Here is a 14,590-nt window from a genome sequence, read left to right as displayed (position 1 = left end):
CATCAGCGTGGATGGCCGCCCCCCTTCTCCGGCCCCGGGCGGAAAACCGTTCCACCAACCACCAGAAGGGTCGCACAAATGCTGTTCCGCCTGCTCGGAAGCGTTCGGATCGAGAACACGGGAACATCCACCGGCGTCAAGTCGGCGCCGGTCAGGGGAGTGCTCGCGGCCCTGCTCCTCGACGAGGGACGATCGGTTCCCGTGGAGCGGCTGATGAAATCCCTGTGGGATGAATCTCCAGACTCAGCCCGAAAGAACCTGCGCCTGCACGTGGCCCGCCTACGCAGCCAATTGACGGCGTTCTCCCTGCAGGAGCGCTTGATCACCCTACGCGGCGGCGGCGGAGGATACCGCCTGCTCATCGAACCGGACGAGGTCGACGCCGTCAGATTCAAGCGACTCGCCGCCCAGGGCTTCGCCGAGTTACGCGCCCGGCGCACCGGCGCGGCCGAGGCGACGCTCAAGGAGTCGCTCGGCCTGTGGCAGGGACCCGCCGGGCAGGACTGCGCCGCCTCCGAACAGATGACAGCCCGCTTCGCCGCCCTCGACGAACTGCATCTGACGGTACGAGAACGCCTGGTGCAAGCCCGGCTGAACCTGGGCCGCAACCTCGACCTCGTTCCCGAGATCCTTGACATCCTGGCCGCGGCACCCTTCCGGGAGACCTCCTGGGCACACCTGATGCGCGCGCACTATCTCGGCGGCAACGCAGCGGGAGCGATCTCGGCATGGACCTCCGCCACGGCGACACTCAACGACCACCTCGGCCTGGACCCCTCCGCCGAACTACGTGACCTGCACCTTTCCATCCTTCGCCGGGACGACGACGCCATCCGCGGCCCCTCCTCCCACCACCAGAGCCGACACCCGGACCCGGCACGCCCCAGCCCCCCGTGGCCACGCCGGCTCCTGCCCATCGACGGCAAGCCCGCCGCGAACTCCGCCGCCCCCGCCACCATGGGCCACCACCCCGCCTGACCCGACACCGGCCGAGATCTCCCGCAGACCGGACGGCGGGTTGTGATGATTCAACGACCGGGCGCCTCACCGGCCACCTGCCGGCGACAGAGCGCCGACCACCTTGCCGACCACGTCCCTCGCAGGCACGTATCCGAAATGGCGGGAATCCAGGCTCTGCCCCGGATTGTCACCGAGCAGGACGAGACACCCGACCGGGACCGAGATCTCGCCCGCCCCGCGCGACACCGAGGCGGGAACGAGATCCCCCTGAACGGCGGCGACCCTTTTGACGACCCGGCTGGGAACCGGACCGCAAGAGGCCTCCCACGGGGGAATCCCTCCGCGCCGCCCGCCCATCCCACCCGCGCCACGACGCACAGCCTGCCGGACCCCACCGTACGAGGACGCCGCCACGTACTCCGGAACGGCCACGATGTCGGCCACGATGTCGGCCACGACGATGTCCCCCGCCCGGATCCGATCGGCGGGCAGACGCCGTACCAGCACCTTGTCACCGGGCCGGTGGGTGGGACGCATGCTGACACCCGAGATGACCACCACCAGGAGGTTGCGGCGAGCCCAGAACACCGCCACACCACCGGCCGCCAGCGACATGAGCATCAGGGCGAGCACAGCGCTCACCGACCCGCCCGCCCGGGAAGGACCTCCAGATAGCCCTCGGCCTGCATGGAGAACAGATCGGCATAGATGCCGCCGCGGGCCACCAGTTCCTCATGGGTACCGTGCTCGACAACGCTTCCCTCCTCGAGCACCACCAGCAGATCGGCATCACGCACGGTGTTGAGCCGGTGAGAGATCAGCACGTTGGTACGACCCGTCCGGCGCTGCCGCAGCCCGCGATGGATCTCATACTCGGCCTCGGCGTCCAGACCGGAACTGGGCTCATCCAAAATCATCAGATCGCGCCCGGTACGCAGATGCGCGCGAGCCAAGGCCAGCCGCTGCCACTGACCTCCCGACAAGGTCACGCCGGAGGCGTCCTCGGCGACGTCCTCCCCCTGGAAGAACAGCCGTGACAGCAGCGTGTCGTAGGAGCGCGGCAGGCGGCTGACGAACCCATGAGCCCCGGCGTCGACGGCCGCGGCGACGATGCGCTCACGATCGTGCAGGCACTCCAGATCACCCAGGCCGATGTTCTCGGCCGCGGTCAGGTCGTACTCCATGTAGTCCTGGAAGACCACGCCGATACGGGCACGCAGCTCGGCGGGATCCAGCTCGCGCAGATCGACGCCATCCCACAAGATCACGCCACGCTCGGGATCGTACATCCGGCACAAGAGCTTGATCAGGGTGCTCTTGCCCGCACCGTTGCGGCCGATCAGACCCACCGTCCGGCCACAGGGAATGGTCAGGTCAAGACCGCGCAGCGCCCAGGGATGGTCGGGAGAGTAACGAAACCACACGTCGCGAAAGACGATCCCGCGCGCCAGCGGCGCGATCGCCCGGGGAGAGCGGGGGACGGGCAGGTCAGGTTCGGCCGCGACCACCTGCACGTAGTGGTCGAACAACAGCAGCTGACGGTGGCACTGGGCGATGGTGTGCACCAGTGACACACTCGCGCCCTGCACACCGGCCACCGAGGCGACCAGCAACGAGATGTCACCGACACTGATCCGGCCGCCGGCGGCGGCGAGAACCGCCCACAGCAACGCCCCACCCGACACCGCGGCGCTCCCCAGACCGATCAGCGCCTGAACGCCGACCTCCCGGCGATCCATACGGCGGTTCTCCCCGTTGGACAGCCGCCGCTGGGCCGTCATGAGCTCACGCAGGTAGGTACCGATGGCGAACAGCCGGATCTCCTTGGCGGCCTGCGCACTGGTCAGCAAATCGCGAAAGAACATCTCCCGGCGTTCGATCGGGCTCAGCCGCCACGACAGACCGGCTCGACGACGGGCCATCGACAGCTCCACGACCAGCATCGGCAGGACCGAGGCGAGGATCACCGCGGGCAACCAGGGGGAGATGACCGTCAACGACCCCAAAAAACCCAGACCGGTGACGATGGAACGGACGACCGACAGGGCGGCCGAAACCATCACCCCAGGGGTGGTGGCACCGTGCTGCAGCGCCATCTGCATCCGGTTGAGGAAGACCGGGTCCTCGAAACGAGCCATGCCCACGAAACGCTCGGCCGTGACGAACAGGCGTTCCTGAGCCAGCAGCCCGACCCGGCGCTCGATCTCACGGGAGGCGTACTGGGTGACATGCGGTATCAAACCGGTCACCACGATCGTGACGGCGAGCGCGACACCTTCCCCCGCGACCGTGCCGGCAGAGGCTCCGGCGGTGATGTCGTCCAGCACCAGCTTGGTCAGCCACGCCGTCACCACCGGTGCCGGCGCGATCGCCAGCGTGAGCGTGACGACGACGGCCGTGAGCAGCGGGCCGGCCTGCCAGCTCAGCCGCAACGCGACGATGATCTTCCGCATGGGTCAGGCCGTTTCCAGAACGGCCGCCACGTCCTGGAGCAAGGTGCCCGAAGCGCGCACCACACCACCGGGATCGACGATCGCCAGCGCCGGATAGGCCCTGACACCCAGCGAACCGCACACCGGCCCGCCATGGGTCTTCTCCACCACCACGGTGGCCACCGCCTCCAGGAGCGCGGCCTTCTCGGCCGCGCCGTCGGCACCCACCACCAGAGCGAGCACGCGCTCACGGCCGGCGAAGGCCGGAGCGAACCTGACGAACTCAGGCAGCCGCTCCTCGCAAGCAGGACACCCGACGGAGAACGCCGCCACGAGCGTCGAGGCATCAGCGAAAAACCCCTCATCGACAGGCGTACCGTCCCCGGCGACGGCACGGAAGACGCCCAGCCGCTCTCCGGCTTCGCGCATGACCGGCGACAAAGCACCGGGCAGCGGATAACCGGCCGAAAGCGAAGCGACCTGCCGCGCCAGCAGTTCGCCCTGCGCGCGCAGCCTCCGGGCCACCCCCACGGTGAGAACGATGTCGAGCGCGCACAGCACCATGACTGCGCCGACGAGCACCACGACGACATTCAACATGACCATCCCTTAGTGATTGCACGGTTACACGTTCACCGGCGCCCGCGGCACTCAGACAAGCGGCCGGAGCAGCTCGGTCACATCCTCGGCGAGCAACACCGAAGCGGCCCCCACCAGGCCGATGACCGCCGCCGCCACGACACCGGCCGGCTCCAGCGCGACGGACGCGGACGCGGTGCCGAAGCAGAGCACCACCCCGGCCAGCGAGACGACGAGCAGAGCCCCGTTGTGCACGAGCCGCCCCGGCCCCACCGGCGTGGACGAAGGGCCGAAACAGTTACAGATCACGTGCCGACGAAGGCGCACGGCCGTCGCGATCGCGACCGTGAACGCGGCCAGCAACACCACCGCGACCACGAACCCGGCGCCCACCGTGGACGGGACAGCGAGCAACACGGCCACGGCCAGCTCACCCGCGACGACCACCGGCGGCACAAGAGCCCTCGGCACCAAGGGCAGCCGCGGCGCCAGCTCACCGGCGGCGGCGCGAAAGGAGACGTAGGCGCCGCGGGTGCGCACCTTGCCCGCCACCGAGACCACGAAGACCACACCGACCAGAAGCCGGCAGCAGACCAGGACGTACTCCATGCAAACCCCTAACCTGCAGGGGGCGCCGCGACTCTTCGCCAGTCGCGGCACCCATCCCTCCCTGACGGAGGCGGTCACTCACCTGACGGGTCCGGCCGGGACGGCCCGGCTCACCGGACGGCCCGGCTCAGCACATCATGAACGGCGGGCAGGGGGAGGGCGGGCACGGGTGCAGGGGGACGAAGGGCCCGTAAGGGGAACTGTTCCCACCGCAGATCGGCGTACCGCACGGCAGCGTCTCCAGCACCTGCGTCACACCGTCGCAGATCTTGACCCGCTTCAGGCCTATCGTGTTGTACGGGACGCCCCCAACGGGAGGGCAGGTGTACTGCTGCCACTGCTCGACGCACGCCATCGCCTGCGCCTGCGTACCGGGGACCAGCCTCTCCAGCAGCCGGCCGGCGAACGACCGAACGGTTCGAACCATCGGTTGACCTTCTTTCTCATGACGGCTCCTGTCTGCGAGGAAGCCGAACGCTGCGACACGGATCAATCTAGGAAGCCCCCGCATGGGAACCGCATACAAGCGGCATGGCCGACGAACACGCGTTCACGCATTTCACCCGCGCCGCCCCCGGGGCAGGCACCCACGAAGAACTCGACGACACCGCAGGGGTTCCAAGACGACAGCCCCCCAGTTCCACAGGCAGATCCGACGTCATGCGATCGTGAGCGGCTTCAGGCGGGGCCAGGCGAACGCCCGATGCCGGGCACTACGCCCGCGCCCGGCCGGTGAGATCACCAACCGGGGGAGTGGCCCACCATCGGATCCGGAACGACGTACCGGTCATGAGGGCCTTCAGCAGCACTGACCTGCCCATACTCGTCCGCCAAAGCGGATACATGCCCTGACGACACAGGGGAGAGGCCACCCGCGCGCCGATTTCATGGACGATGACAGCCGCCACCATCCGACAGTCGAAGAAAGACGCCCGACAAAACAGATCAAATGAGACAAACCGCTCGACAGGGCAGATCGACCGAGACGGACACGAACCGAAGCGGATCAAGTGAGACACCGAGCCGGTCGTCCGAGACGAGACGGTCCCGCACGGCACGCGCCGACGGAGCCTCACCACCCCTTGATCGTTTTTGACGGTCCGGCGGCTTGTGGATCTTGCTCGACGAAACGATCGAGCGGGGTGACCATGCACCGAAAAGGGACTCCGGGCGCGACGGCGCACCCGGGAGGGGAATCGCGCCGCTCTCCGCCGCCCTGTGGCCGGGAGCGCCCAGCGGCCAAAAACCCGCACGACTAAAAACCCGCACGGCACACCGAACAGGCCCCATCAGGACAAATTGCCTTATACCGTACAGAAGCTTCATTCTGTCTGGTATAAGGCAGGTAGTATTAATGCGTTGTCTCATCCATCCACCGCCAGGCGTCCTGCTCGGACTGCACCCGGCTCACGGGGCCCGCTCGGTGAAAGTCGCCTCGCGGCGCACGCCGGGTCCCGCGTCTCGCCCGGCCCGCTTCGCGAGCATGATCATCCACCCCGCTCACGATCATGATCTTCTTGAATGATCTGGATGGTCGTGTCCACCCGGAGAACGCGCAAGGCCTTCAGGGGCACTGCCCGGCAGTGTCCGGCAGTGTGCGGAAACCGGGTGGCGATATCAGCACACGGGCGGCCTCTCCCCCATCCTGAGAACAAATATTTACTGATTGTCGGTTTTCGACACTAAAGGTGCTTTCATGCGTGAGGGTCGGCTGCTTTCCCAGCACTCCCCTGTCGTGATCCGACATGGCGACGAGGCGGCGGAGTTCGGCCGGCAGCGGCGTTTCACAGGCGAGACCTACACCTACCCCGCCGGTACCCGGTCCTCCTGAGGAATCAGATCCTCCCCTGTCCGGCTTCTCCCCCGCGATCCGGCACGTCGCACCGCACTATGCTCCGTGGGGCGGCCGAGATCCGATCCCGCACCGGCTTGGGTAGCGGTCGCGCCCCGCTTCGGGGAGCATGTGGGGCGACTCGGGTGGGGCGTCCTGGGAGGGTTGCCGCCAAGCGGCTCCTTCACGAGCGCTCCTGGCCTGACCATCTGCCGGGACCCTGTGGCGCCGGCTCCCCGACCGTCTTGGAGAAGTCGTCATGACCATGCCTGAGCACATCACCACCTGGCGCGACGCCCGCTTCGACATGCCCGTCGGCCGGCAGCTGGAGCGCTACGACGAGCTGGCCGCCAAGAACGCGTCGGCTCGCGCCCGCGTCGAGCTGGTGGCCCGGGGAATCTATGATCCCGCCCGGCACGGGGCCGATGACCGGTCCGCGCTCACCGTGGCCGAGCACATCGAGCTGCTGGCGCTGGCGGAGTGCATCGCGCGTACGGTGCGTCATCCCCCCAACTTTCACCATGCGCTGCTGGCCGGGGTCACGTGGGCGCAGATCGCCCATGTCGTCGATTCCGACGAGCTCGCCGTACGGCGGGCCTACCAGCGGTGGGCCGACGACCAGCATGACCTCAACCGGCGCTACCCTGACCGCGGCATGACCGCCGAGGAGTATGCCGCCGCGACCGCCAGAGTGGCGGAGGGCGTCGGAGGCACCCGCTGAGTGAGGCACCTGCCGGGTGAGACGGCCGCTTGAGTGAGGTACGCGGTGGTCTCGGGGCGGGGTGGCGGGACTTCTCGCGCGGGCACTGCGGGCGCGGGCGTTCGTCTACCGTGGGGGGATGTGCATGATCGGTGATCTGCCGGGTGGGTCACTCCCCCGCGGTCATGGCTGCCGGTGCCGTCGGTGCCGTCGCCGGTGGCGGTGTTTCGGCGGTGTTTCGGCGGTCGCGGATGTGGCACTGGTGCGAGGTGAGCGGCCGTTGACGGCGGCCCGGATGCGGGAGGGGTGTCGCCGGGATCATGCGGCCTGCTGATCTGAATCGTCTCAGTGTGGGCGAGTCGGCCGATCGTTACGTGGAGCTGGTGCGGGCCAAGACCCTGACCGGCGCGCTGTCGGTGTCGACGGCGGAGGTGTACGCGCGTGATGTGGCCACCTTCGTGGATCTGGTGGGCGAGGAGGTGGTGCTGGACGATCTGACCGGTGAGGACGTGGACGCCGTCCTGCTGGCCTTCGCCCGCAAGCCCGATGGCCGGCGGCGTTCGCAGCCCGGCGAGCAGGCGGGTGCCACGCAGTCGGCCTCCTCCCAGGCGCGGTTTCGGCGGTCGATCTCGGCGTTGTTCAAGCACGCGGTGCTGGCGGGGTGGGTGCAGGTCAATCCGATGGCGATGGCGACGGTGACGGCCAGGGAGCGCGGGGGGTTGCGGCCCGAGCGGCGGGCGTTGACCCGTGAGCAGGCGCGGGGGCTGATCGGTGCGGCGCGTGAGCTGGGCGGCGGGCCGGACGGTGGTGCGGCGGTGGCCGGGGCGTCAGGGGCGCCGGTGGCGCCGGTGGCGGGTGCGGGGCGGGTGCGGCGGCGTGACCAGGACACCGAGTTGCGTGACGGGCTGATCGTGTTGATGTTGTCGACGATGGGGCCGCGGGTGTCGGAGCTGGTGCGGGCCAATGTGGAGGATTTCTACACCAACGACGGGGTCCGGTACTGGCGGATCTTCGGTAAGGGTGGCAAGACGCGGGATGTGCCGCTGCCCGGTGATGTGGCGCTGGTGCTGGAGGCCTATCTGCTGCACGGGCGGATGGCCTCCGCGGACAAGGCGTTGCTGCTGTCGTGGCGGGGGCGGCGTCTGGCGCGGGGGGATGTGCAGGCGGTGATCGACCGGGTGCAGCGCAGGGTGGATCCCGATCGTCGCCGTTCGGTGACGCCGCACGGGTTGCGGCACACCACGGCCACTCACCTGCTGGCCGATGCGGTGGACATGGACGCGGTGCGGCGGGTTCTGGGGCACAGTGACCTGGCGACGCTGGGGCGTTACCGCGATGAGCTGCCCGGGGAGCTGGAGGTGGCGATGCGGTCGCATCCGCTGTTGCGCGGTCCGGTGTCGAGCTGATCGCCGGCTGGGCGGTGGGTCCGGCGGGTTTTCGCGGCCGGGGTCGCCGCTGTGGGGTGAGGTGGGTGTTCAGGCGGCGTGTTCTTCGGCGCGCACCTGGGCCAGGACGTCCAGGGAGACGTTGAGGGCGTGGGCCAGGGCGGCGACGGTGAAGAAGGCCGGGGTGGGGATGCGGCCTGTTTCGATCTTTCGGAGGGTTTCCGCGGACAGTCCGGCGGCGGTGGCCACTTCGGTCATGCTGCGCGTGCCGCGTGCCTGGCGCAGGATGGCGCCCAGGCGGTGGCCGCGTTCGCGGTCGAGTTCGGTCAGCGGGGGTCGCACCATGCGCCCGATCCTAGCAATCGTGATAACAATACCGGTATAGGTGTTGGGTGGCCGGGGGTGTGTCACCTGGCGGAGCCGGTACCCGGGCCGGTTCAGGCCGGCGGCTCCCCCACCGGCCGGTGCGGTGAGCGGGCGAACCTGCCGGGGTCGCTCTCCTGGGTCTTGACCCTGCCGTAACGTGAGGGTGCAGGCTGGCACGGTGAACGGGGAGAGGCGATGAGGCGCGCGGCGGGCGAGATGGGGCACGTGGCGCACCAGGGGGCTGATCACGTGCCCGGTGGTGCGCCGGATTACGCCGTCGGGCAGGTGGCGCGCATCGCCTCGGTCAGCGTACGCACGCTGCACCACTACGACGAGATCGGGCTGGTCTCGCCGGGGCGGCGCACCGCGGCCGGATACCGCCGCTACACCGAGGCCGACCTGCAGCGCCTGCAGCACGTCCTGTTCTACCGGGAGCTCGGCTTCGCGCTGGAGGAGATCACCGCCATCCTCGACGACCCCGCCACCGACACCCTGGCGCACCTGCGGCGCCAGCACGAACTCCTCACCCGGCGCATCGACCGGTTGCGGGCGATGGCGGACGCGGTCGAGCACGCGATGGAGGCGAACATCCTGAGCATCCCCCTGACCCCCCAGGAGCGTTTCGAGATCTTCGGCGGTTTCGTTCCCGAGGACCACGACGAGGAGGCGCGCCGGCGCTGGGGGGCCGGTGAGGCCTGGCGGCAGTCTCGCGCCAGGACGGCCGCGATGACCAGGGCCGACTGGGCGCGATTCACCGAGGAGGCCGCCCGGACGGTGCGTGACTTCACCGAGGCCTACCTCGCGGGGCTGCCGGCCGGCGGCCCGCGGGCGATGGAGCTGGCCGAACGCCACCGGGCGCACCTCGCCCGCTGGTGCTACGACTGCTCCTACGACCTCCACCGCGGCCTGGGCGACATGTACGTCGCCGATCGGCGTTTCTCCGCCGTTTACGAGGCCTCGGCCGCCGGCCTGACCTCCTACATCCGCGACGCCATCCACGCCAACGCCGACCGCGCCGGTTCCCCGGCCTGACCGCCTCCCCCCTCCCCCGGCCACCGATGGCGCGGGGCAGGCGGGGGCAGGCGGGGGCAGGCGGGGGCAGGCGGGGGCAGGGCAGGGGGCCAGGTGGCCAGGTGGCCGAGGGGGTGTTCAGCGGGCGGCCACGGCGTCGCCGGCGACCTGCCGCCCCCCGCCGAGCTCATCGTCGAACTCGTCGAGTTCACCGTCGAGTTCACCGTCGACGGGCCGGACCGCGTCCAGGTGGCCGGCCGGGGTGGTGGCCTGGCGGCCGAACTGGGTGCGATACAGCTGCGCGTAGCGGCCTCCGGCGGCCAGCAGCGTGGCGTGCGTGCCCCGCTCGGCGATCCGCCCGCCCTCCACCACCAAGATCAGGTCAGCGGCGCGGACCGTTGAGAGCCGGTGGGCGATGACCAGCGCCGTCCGTCCGGCCAGTGCCTCGGCCAGGGCTTCCTGGACCGCGGCCTCGGAGGTGGAGTCCAGGTGCGCGGTGGCCTCGTCCAGCACCACCACCCGGGGGCGGGCCAGCAGCAGGCGGGCGATGGTCAGCCGCTGGCGCTCCCCGCCCGAGAGGCGGTAGCCGCGCTCGCCGACCACGGTGTCCAGCCCGTCGGGCAGCGCCTGGACCAGTTCGGCCAGCCGCGCGCGCCGCAGTACCTCCCACAGTTCCTCGGGGGTGGCCTCGGGGCGGGCCAGCAGCAGGTTGGCGCGGATCGAGTCGTGAAACAGGTGCCCGTCCTGGGTCACCACGCCCAGCGTCTGGCGGATCGAGGCCGCCGACAGCTCGCGCACGTCGACCCCCGACAGCCGCACCGCGCCGGCGTCGACGTCGTACAGGCGTGCCAGCAGTTGCGCGATCGTGGACTTGCCCGCTCCCGAGGAGCCCACCAGCGCGATCATCTGCCCGGCCTCGGCGCGGAAGGACACCTCGTGCAGCACCGTGGCGCCGCCGCGCGCGTCCAGCGTGGCGACCTCCTCCAGGGAGGCCAGCGACACCTTCTCCGCCGAGGGGTAGGCGAAGCCGACGTGGTCGAACTCCACCGTCACCGGCCCCTCGGGCACCGCGCGGGCGTCGGGCCTGTCGGTGATCAGCGGTCGCAGGTCGAGGATCTCGAAGACCCGCTCGAAGCTGACCAGGGCGCTCATCACCTCCACCCGCGCCCCGGCCAGCGCGGTCAGCGGCGCGTACAGGCGGGTCAGCAGCAACGCCAGCGCCACCAGCGCGCCCGGCTCCAGCCGGCCGCTCAACGCGTAGAAGCCGCCGACCCCGTACACCAGGGCCAGTGCCAGCGCCGAGACCAGGGTGAGGGCGGTGACGAACACCGACTGCACCATCGCGGTGCGGACCCCGATGTCACGCACCCGCCGGGCCCGCGCCAGGAACTCGGCCGACTCCTGGGCCGGGCGGCCGAACAGCTTGACGAGGGTGGCGCCGGGCGCGGAGAAGCGCTCGGTCATCTGGTTGCTCATCGCCGCGTTGTGGTCGGCGGCCTCGCGTTCCATCCGGGCCAGCCGGGTGCCCACGCGCCGGGCGGGCAGCACGAACAGCGGCAGCAGGACCAGTGCCAGCGCGGTCAGCTGCCAGGAGATGCCGACCATCACCACCAGGGTCAAGGTGAGCGTCACCAGGTTGCCCGCCACCCCCGAGAGGGTGTCGCTGAAGGCCCGCTGGGCGCCGATGACGTCGTTGTTCAGCCGGCTGACCAGCGCGCCGGTGCGGGTGCGGGTGAAGAAGGCGATGGGCATGCGCTGCACGTGGTCGAAGACGGCGCCGCGCAGGCGCAGGATCAGCCCTTCGCCGATGCTCGCCGACATCCACCGGGTCACCAGGCCCAGTCCCGCCTCGGCCAGTGCGATCACCGCGATCAGAACGGCCAGCCTGACCACGACGCCCGCCGCGGCGCCGCCGACGATGGCGTCGACCACCTGCCCGGCCAGCACCGGGGTGGCCACCGCCAGCACCGCCGACACCACGCTCAGCAGCAGGAACCACACCAGCAGGGTGCGGTGCGGGCGGGCGAAGGCGGCGATGCGCCGCAGCGTGGCCGCCGAGAAGGGCCGCCGGTCGTCTTGGGCGTGCATCGTGCTGTACAGCGAATGCCAGGCCGCCATTTCCATGCTCATCACACGTCACCATGTTTCCTGCGCTCGTTGTACGGGGGGTCGCCGGCGCACCGCCGGGTGGCACCGGGCCGGGGTGCGTGGGCGGTGCCACATCACGACCATAGAACCTGAAGTTAACTTCAGGTCAACGCCGATGCCCCCGCCGCTCCCGCGGGCCCCTCCCCCGCGCCGCGTGCCGTCCGTCTCGCCGTCCGTCTCGCGCGGCCGCCCTCGCCGGCGCGGGTGGGGCCCGGCGGGGTGGGCGGCGCCCCGTCCCCCTAGGCTGGAGGTCGTTTCCCCCTCCGTCCGGACGCCCCGTTCTCCGGACGGTCCCCCCTTTTTTTGGAGAGGTGTACCCGCCGTGCCGACCGCACTCCGCCTGTTCCGTTACGTGGCGATCGCCGAAGCGTGCTCGTGGGCGGGACTGCTCATCGGCATGTACTTCAAGTACGTCGCCGCCACCGGGGACATCGGCGTGAAGATCTTCGGCCCGGTGCACGGCGCCCTGTTCGTGCTCTACCTGGCCGCGGTGCTGTACGCGGCCCGCCAGGCCCGCTGGAGCCTGGGCACGATCGTCGTCGGCCTGGTGTGCTCGGTGCCGCCGCTGGCCACCTTGTGGTTCGAGCGGCGCATGCTCGCCCGCCACCGGGAACCGGCCACCGCCTGACCCCGCCCGACCCAGGCTCCACCGCCTCTGCGGCTTCGCGGCTTCACAGGTCCAAGATGGCGCGGGTGGCCGCCCGGCAGCGCCGCGGGTCGGTCAGCAGGTCGACGCAGTCGCCGAACTGGTCGATCGAGCCCACCGGCGGCAGCGCCCGTACCCGGGCGTCGGTGATGGCGCCGTGCAGGGCGTCGGCGAACCGGCCGGCGTCGATCACCTGGAAGGGCCGGCGGTGATAGGGCCGCAGGCTTCCCTCCAGCGCCGGCGCCACCCCCATCCGGTTGTGCAGGGCCGCCACCCGCCGGTACACCACTCCCAGGTGTTCCTCGCGCCGGCGCCACCCGGTGGCCGCCACCGCCGCCGACAACGCGTCCCCCAGCTCCGCCGTCCCCGGCAGGCGGGCGAAGGCGCTGCCCAGCCACTTGGCGTACGGCGGGTAGCGGCGGCGCATCAGCACCACCAGCCGCATCAGGTCACGGGCCAGGGCCGCGGTGACCAGCGCCGAGCCCACGTCGTCGCCGACCTCCCCGCACCGCCCGGGGAAGGCCTCCTGCTGGGCCAGGCGCCGCCACTGCCCGGCCAGCACGTAGCGCTCCAGGTCGGGCGGATACCAGCGCAACGCGGCGCGGGATCGCTCCATGACCTCCAGGCCGTCGTGGAAGACCTCCCCGCTGGTGACCTCGGCCAGGCGCTGCCAGGGGGTCGACAGCCAGTCCAGCACGCTCACCTCCCGCAGCGGGTCGAACCCGAGCCGCTCGGTGAACCAGGTCGCCGGATCGCTCACCTGCACCCCGCATCGCTCACCGGTCACGGTGGTGCGGTATCCGCGAAAGTCCTCGGGCAGCCGGTCGGCGACGGCGCGCCGCACCGGCTCGGTCCGGTGCGGCGCGACGAACACCACCACCCTGGGCCCCCAGTCGTGGTCGGTGGAGCGTTCGGTGTCGAAGGCCAGCACCTCCGACCCGGCGCCGATCAGCGCGGCGCTGTGCGGCACGTCGGCCACGATCGGCCGCACGACCTGGGCGTAGAAAGCACGTGAAAGCTCCAGGCCAGGGATGAAACTGGACATCATTTCGTCCACTTTGCCTGCCGGGACCGTGCCCCGCACCAGGTTTTCCCCCCGCCCGGCGCACTCGATCGGCGGGCGGGGTTCAGCCGGAGTCCAGGCGGTTCAGGCGGGGGTTCAGGCGTCGTCCGGCGCCGCGGCGGCCAGCGGCCGCCCGCGCAGCCCCAGCCGCTCGTACAGGGCGATGGCGGCGTGGTTGCCGGTGTCGACCATCAGCGCGACCCGCTCGTGCGCGGCCGCCAGCTCACCGAGGACGAAGCGGCACACCCGCTCGCCGTACCCGCGCCCGCGCACGGCCGGCGCGGTGGCGACCCCGGCGACGAATCCCACCGGCGGGCAGGACCAGGCGTCGGCGGCCACCGCCACCAGGTGCCCGCCCTCGTCGCGCACCCCGGCCCAGCGCCGCACCCCCGCCACGCCCGGCACCGCCCACGCCGAGGGGGCCGCCCGCGCCAGCAGGGCGCTCACCTGCCCCTCCTGGTCGCTTGGCAGCCACCCCACCCCTCCCGGGCCCGCTCCCTGCCCCGGCGGCGGGGTGAGCGCCGCGCCCGGGGCGCCTGCGGGGGTGTCCATCCACTCGAACGTGCCCAGCACCCGAAGGCGCGCGTCCCGGGCGATCACCTCCTCGACCAGCGCCCGCTCCCCCACCATCCGGTAGGACGGGCCGACCTCCTCCAGCGCCCACCGCACCAGGGTGCTCACCGCTCCCGCCGGGCCGCACACCGTGAGGCGGTCGCGGCGGTTGAGGTCGGGGCAGGCCACCGCCACCGCCTCCCCCAGCGCCCACGCCCGCACCCCCGGGCCCATCGCCTGGGCCCCCCACAGCACGAGCGGGTCACCCGCGCAGGCCCGCGCGACCTCGGCGGCCTTCACCAGCGACC

At 71.0% G+C, this 14,590-nt stretch carries 15 protein-coding genes; 6 read left to right on the top strand and 9 right to left on the bottom strand.

What is annotated here, in order from left to right; all coding sequences use genetic code 11:
• Positions 1 to 78: 78 nt before the first annotated feature.
• Positions 79 to 978, top strand: a complete 900-nt coding sequence (locus ACTOQ1_RS12400; RefSeq protein WP_440066669.1) for an AfsR/SARP family transcriptional regulator — start codon at positions 79 to 81, stop codon at positions 976 to 978.
• 66 nt (positions 979 to 1,044) lie between these two features.
• On the opposite strand, the gene ACTOQ1_RS12395 is transcribed toward ACTOQ1_RS12400, so the two are convergent.
• The 5 genes from ACTOQ1_RS12395 to ACTOQ1_RS12375 form a co-directional block, all read right to left on the bottom strand.
• The gene (locus tag ACTOQ1_RS12395) at positions 1,045 to 1,602 is read right to left on the bottom strand and encodes a S26 family signal peptidase (RefSeq protein WP_440066667.1); all 558 of its coding nucleotides are present in this window, start codon (positions 1,600 to 1,602) and stop codon (positions 1,045 to 1,047) included.
• On the bottom strand, positions 1,599 to 3,413 hold the full coding sequence (locus ACTOQ1_RS12390) for an ABC transporter ATP-binding protein (protein WP_440066665.1): 1,815 nt from the start codon (positions 3,411 to 3,413) through the stop codon (positions 1,599 to 1,601). Before ACTOQ1_RS12390 ends, ACTOQ1_RS12395 begins: the two co-directional genes overlap by 4 nt.
• Before the next feature lie 3 nt (positions 3,414 to 3,416).
• Complete coding sequence (locus ACTOQ1_RS12385) at positions 3,417 to 3,992, bottom strand: hypothetical protein (RefSeq protein ID WP_440066663.1); 576 nt, start codon at positions 3,990 to 3,992, stop codon at positions 3,417 to 3,419.
• A gap of 51 nt (positions 3,993 to 4,043) precedes the next feature.
• Positions 4,044 to 4,580: a MauE/DoxX family redox-associated membrane protein gene (locus ACTOQ1_RS12380; protein ID WP_440066661.1), complete on the bottom strand. Its 537-nt coding sequence runs from the start codon at positions 4,578 to 4,580 to the stop codon at positions 4,044 to 4,046.
• A gap of 127 nt (positions 4,581 to 4,707) precedes the next feature.
• Entirely contained in the window at positions 4,708 to 5,007 is a 300-nt protein-coding gene (locus ACTOQ1_RS12375; RefSeq protein WP_440066659.1) for a hypothetical protein, read from the bottom strand.
• 1,269 nt (positions 5,008 to 6,276) lie between these two features.
• Between ACTOQ1_RS12375 and ACTOQ1_RS12370 the strand changes: the two genes are divergently transcribed.
• From ACTOQ1_RS12370 to ACTOQ1_RS12360, 3 genes are all read left to right on the top strand, one after another.
• Positions 6,277 to 6,411, top strand: a complete 135-nt coding sequence (locus ACTOQ1_RS12370; RefSeq protein WP_440066657.1) for a hypothetical protein — start codon at positions 6,277 to 6,279, stop codon at positions 6,409 to 6,411.
• Positions 6,412 to 6,670: 259 nt separating this feature from the next.
• Positions 6,671 to 7,132, top strand: coding sequence for a hypothetical protein (locus ACTOQ1_RS12365; RefSeq protein ID WP_440066655.1), 462 nt, complete (start codon positions 6,671 to 6,673; stop codon positions 7,130 to 7,132).
• Between the two features lie 299 nt (positions 7,133 to 7,431).
• Positions 7,432 to 8,517: a tyrosine-type recombinase/integrase gene (locus tag ACTOQ1_RS12360; protein WP_440066653.1), complete on the top strand. Its 1,086-nt coding sequence runs from the start codon at positions 7,432 to 7,434 to the stop codon at positions 8,515 to 8,517.
• A gap of 69 nt (positions 8,518 to 8,586) precedes the next feature.
• Here ACTOQ1_RS12360 and ACTOQ1_RS12355 read toward each other — a convergent pair whose 3' ends face one another.
• Positions 8,587 to 8,841 (bottom strand): helix-turn-helix domain-containing protein, encoded by a 255-nt coding sequence (locus tag ACTOQ1_RS12355; RefSeq protein WP_440066652.1) that lies wholly within the window; start codon positions 8,839 to 8,841, stop codon positions 8,587 to 8,589.
• A 216-nt stretch (positions 8,842 to 9,057) separates the two neighbouring features.
• On the opposite strand from ACTOQ1_RS12355, the gene ACTOQ1_RS12350 reads away from it, so the two are divergent.
• The gene (locus tag ACTOQ1_RS12350; protein WP_440066651.1) at positions 9,058 to 9,894 is read left to right on the top strand and encodes a MerR family transcriptional regulator; all 837 of its coding nucleotides are present in this window, start codon (positions 9,058 to 9,060) and stop codon (positions 9,892 to 9,894) included.
• 117 nt (positions 9,895 to 10,011) lie between these two features.
• On the opposite strand, the gene ACTOQ1_RS12345 is transcribed toward ACTOQ1_RS12350, so the two are convergent.
• Entirely contained in the window at positions 10,012 to 12,003 is a 1,992-nt protein-coding gene (locus ACTOQ1_RS12345) for an ABC transporter ATP-binding protein (RefSeq protein WP_440066649.1), read from the bottom strand.
• Between the two features lie 340 nt (positions 12,004 to 12,343).
• Between ACTOQ1_RS12345 and ACTOQ1_RS12340 the strand changes: the two genes are divergently transcribed.
• A complete protein-coding gene (locus ACTOQ1_RS12340) occupies positions 12,344 to 12,649 on the top strand; it encodes a DUF3817 domain-containing protein (protein WP_440066647.1) in 306 nt (101 codons plus the stop codon).
• 43 nt (positions 12,650 to 12,692) lie between these two features.
• Here ACTOQ1_RS12340 and ACTOQ1_RS12335 read toward each other — a convergent pair whose 3' ends face one another.
• Both ACTOQ1_RS12335 and ACTOQ1_RS12330 read right to left on the bottom strand, forming a co-directional pair.
• Entirely contained in the window at positions 12,693 to 13,715 is a 1,023-nt protein-coding gene (locus ACTOQ1_RS12335; RefSeq protein ID WP_440066645.1) for a DUF4037 domain-containing protein, read from the bottom strand.
• Positions 13,716 to 13,826: 111 nt separating this feature from the next.
• Positions 13,827 to 14,582: a GNAT family N-acetyltransferase gene (locus ACTOQ1_RS12330; protein ID WP_440066643.1), complete on the bottom strand. Its 756-nt coding sequence runs from the start codon at positions 14,580 to 14,582 to the stop codon at positions 13,827 to 13,829.
• Between the last annotated feature and the right edge of the window lie 8 nt (positions 14,583 to 14,590).

This window comes from Streptosporangium sp. OZ121 (assembly GCF_051918885.1).
Classification (GTDB): domain Bacteria; phylum Actinomycetota; class Actinomycetes; order Streptosporangiales; family Streptosporangiaceae; genus Streptosporangium.
The sequence above is the reverse complement of the archived record's forward strand: the minus strand, read 5'-3'. Positions and strand labels throughout refer to the sequence as shown.

What these genes read in the sequence shown, in the direction of transcription:
- ACTOQ1_RS12400 (WP_440066669.1), top strand. Translation starts at nt 79, where the DNA reads ATGCTGTTCCGCCTGCTCGGAAGCGTTCGGATCGAGAACACGGGAACA.
- ACTOQ1_RS12390 (WP_440066665.1), bottom strand. Translation starts at nt 3,413, where the DNA reads ATGCGGAAGATCATCGTCGCGTTGCGGCTGAGCTGGCAGGCCGGCCCG.
- ACTOQ1_RS12385 (WP_440066663.1), bottom strand. Translation starts at nt 3,992, where the DNA reads ATGTTGAATGTCGTCGTGGTGCTCGTCGGCGCAGTCATGGTGCTGTGC.
- ACTOQ1_RS12380 (WP_440066661.1), bottom strand. Translation starts at nt 4,580, where the DNA reads ATGGAGTACGTCCTGGTCTGCTGCCGGCTTCTGGTCGGTGTGGTCTTC.
- ACTOQ1_RS12375 (WP_440066659.1), bottom strand. Translation starts at nt 5,007, where the DNA reads ATGGTTCGAACCGTTCGGTCGTTCGCCGGCCGGCTGCTGGAGAGGCTG.
- ACTOQ1_RS12370 (WP_440066657.1), top strand. Translation starts at nt 6,277, where the DNA reads ATGCGTGAGGGTCGGCTGCTTTCCCAGCACTCCCCTGTCGTGATCCGA.
- ACTOQ1_RS12365 (WP_440066655.1), top strand. Translation starts at nt 6,671, where the DNA reads ATGACCATGCCTGAGCACATCACCACCTGGCGCGACGCCCGCTTCGAC.
- ACTOQ1_RS12360 (WP_440066653.1), top strand. Translation starts at nt 7,432, where the DNA reads ATGCGGCCTGCTGATCTGAATCGTCTCAGTGTGGGCGAGTCGGCCGAT.
- ACTOQ1_RS12355 (WP_440066652.1), bottom strand. Translation starts at nt 8,841, where the DNA reads ATGGTGCGACCCCCGCTGACCGAACTCGACCGCGAACGCGGCCACCGC.
- ACTOQ1_RS12350 (WP_440066651.1), top strand. Translation starts at nt 9,058, where the DNA reads ATGAGGCGCGCGGCGGGCGAGATGGGGCACGTGGCGCACCAGGGGGCT.
- ACTOQ1_RS12345 (WP_440066649.1), bottom strand. Translation starts at nt 12,003, where the DNA reads ATGAGCATGGAAATGGCGGCCTGGCATTCGCTGTACAGCACGATGCAC.
- ACTOQ1_RS12335 (WP_440066645.1), bottom strand. Translation starts at nt 13,715, where the DNA reads ATGATGTCCAGTTTCATCCCTGGCCTGGAGCTTTCACGTGCTTTCTAC.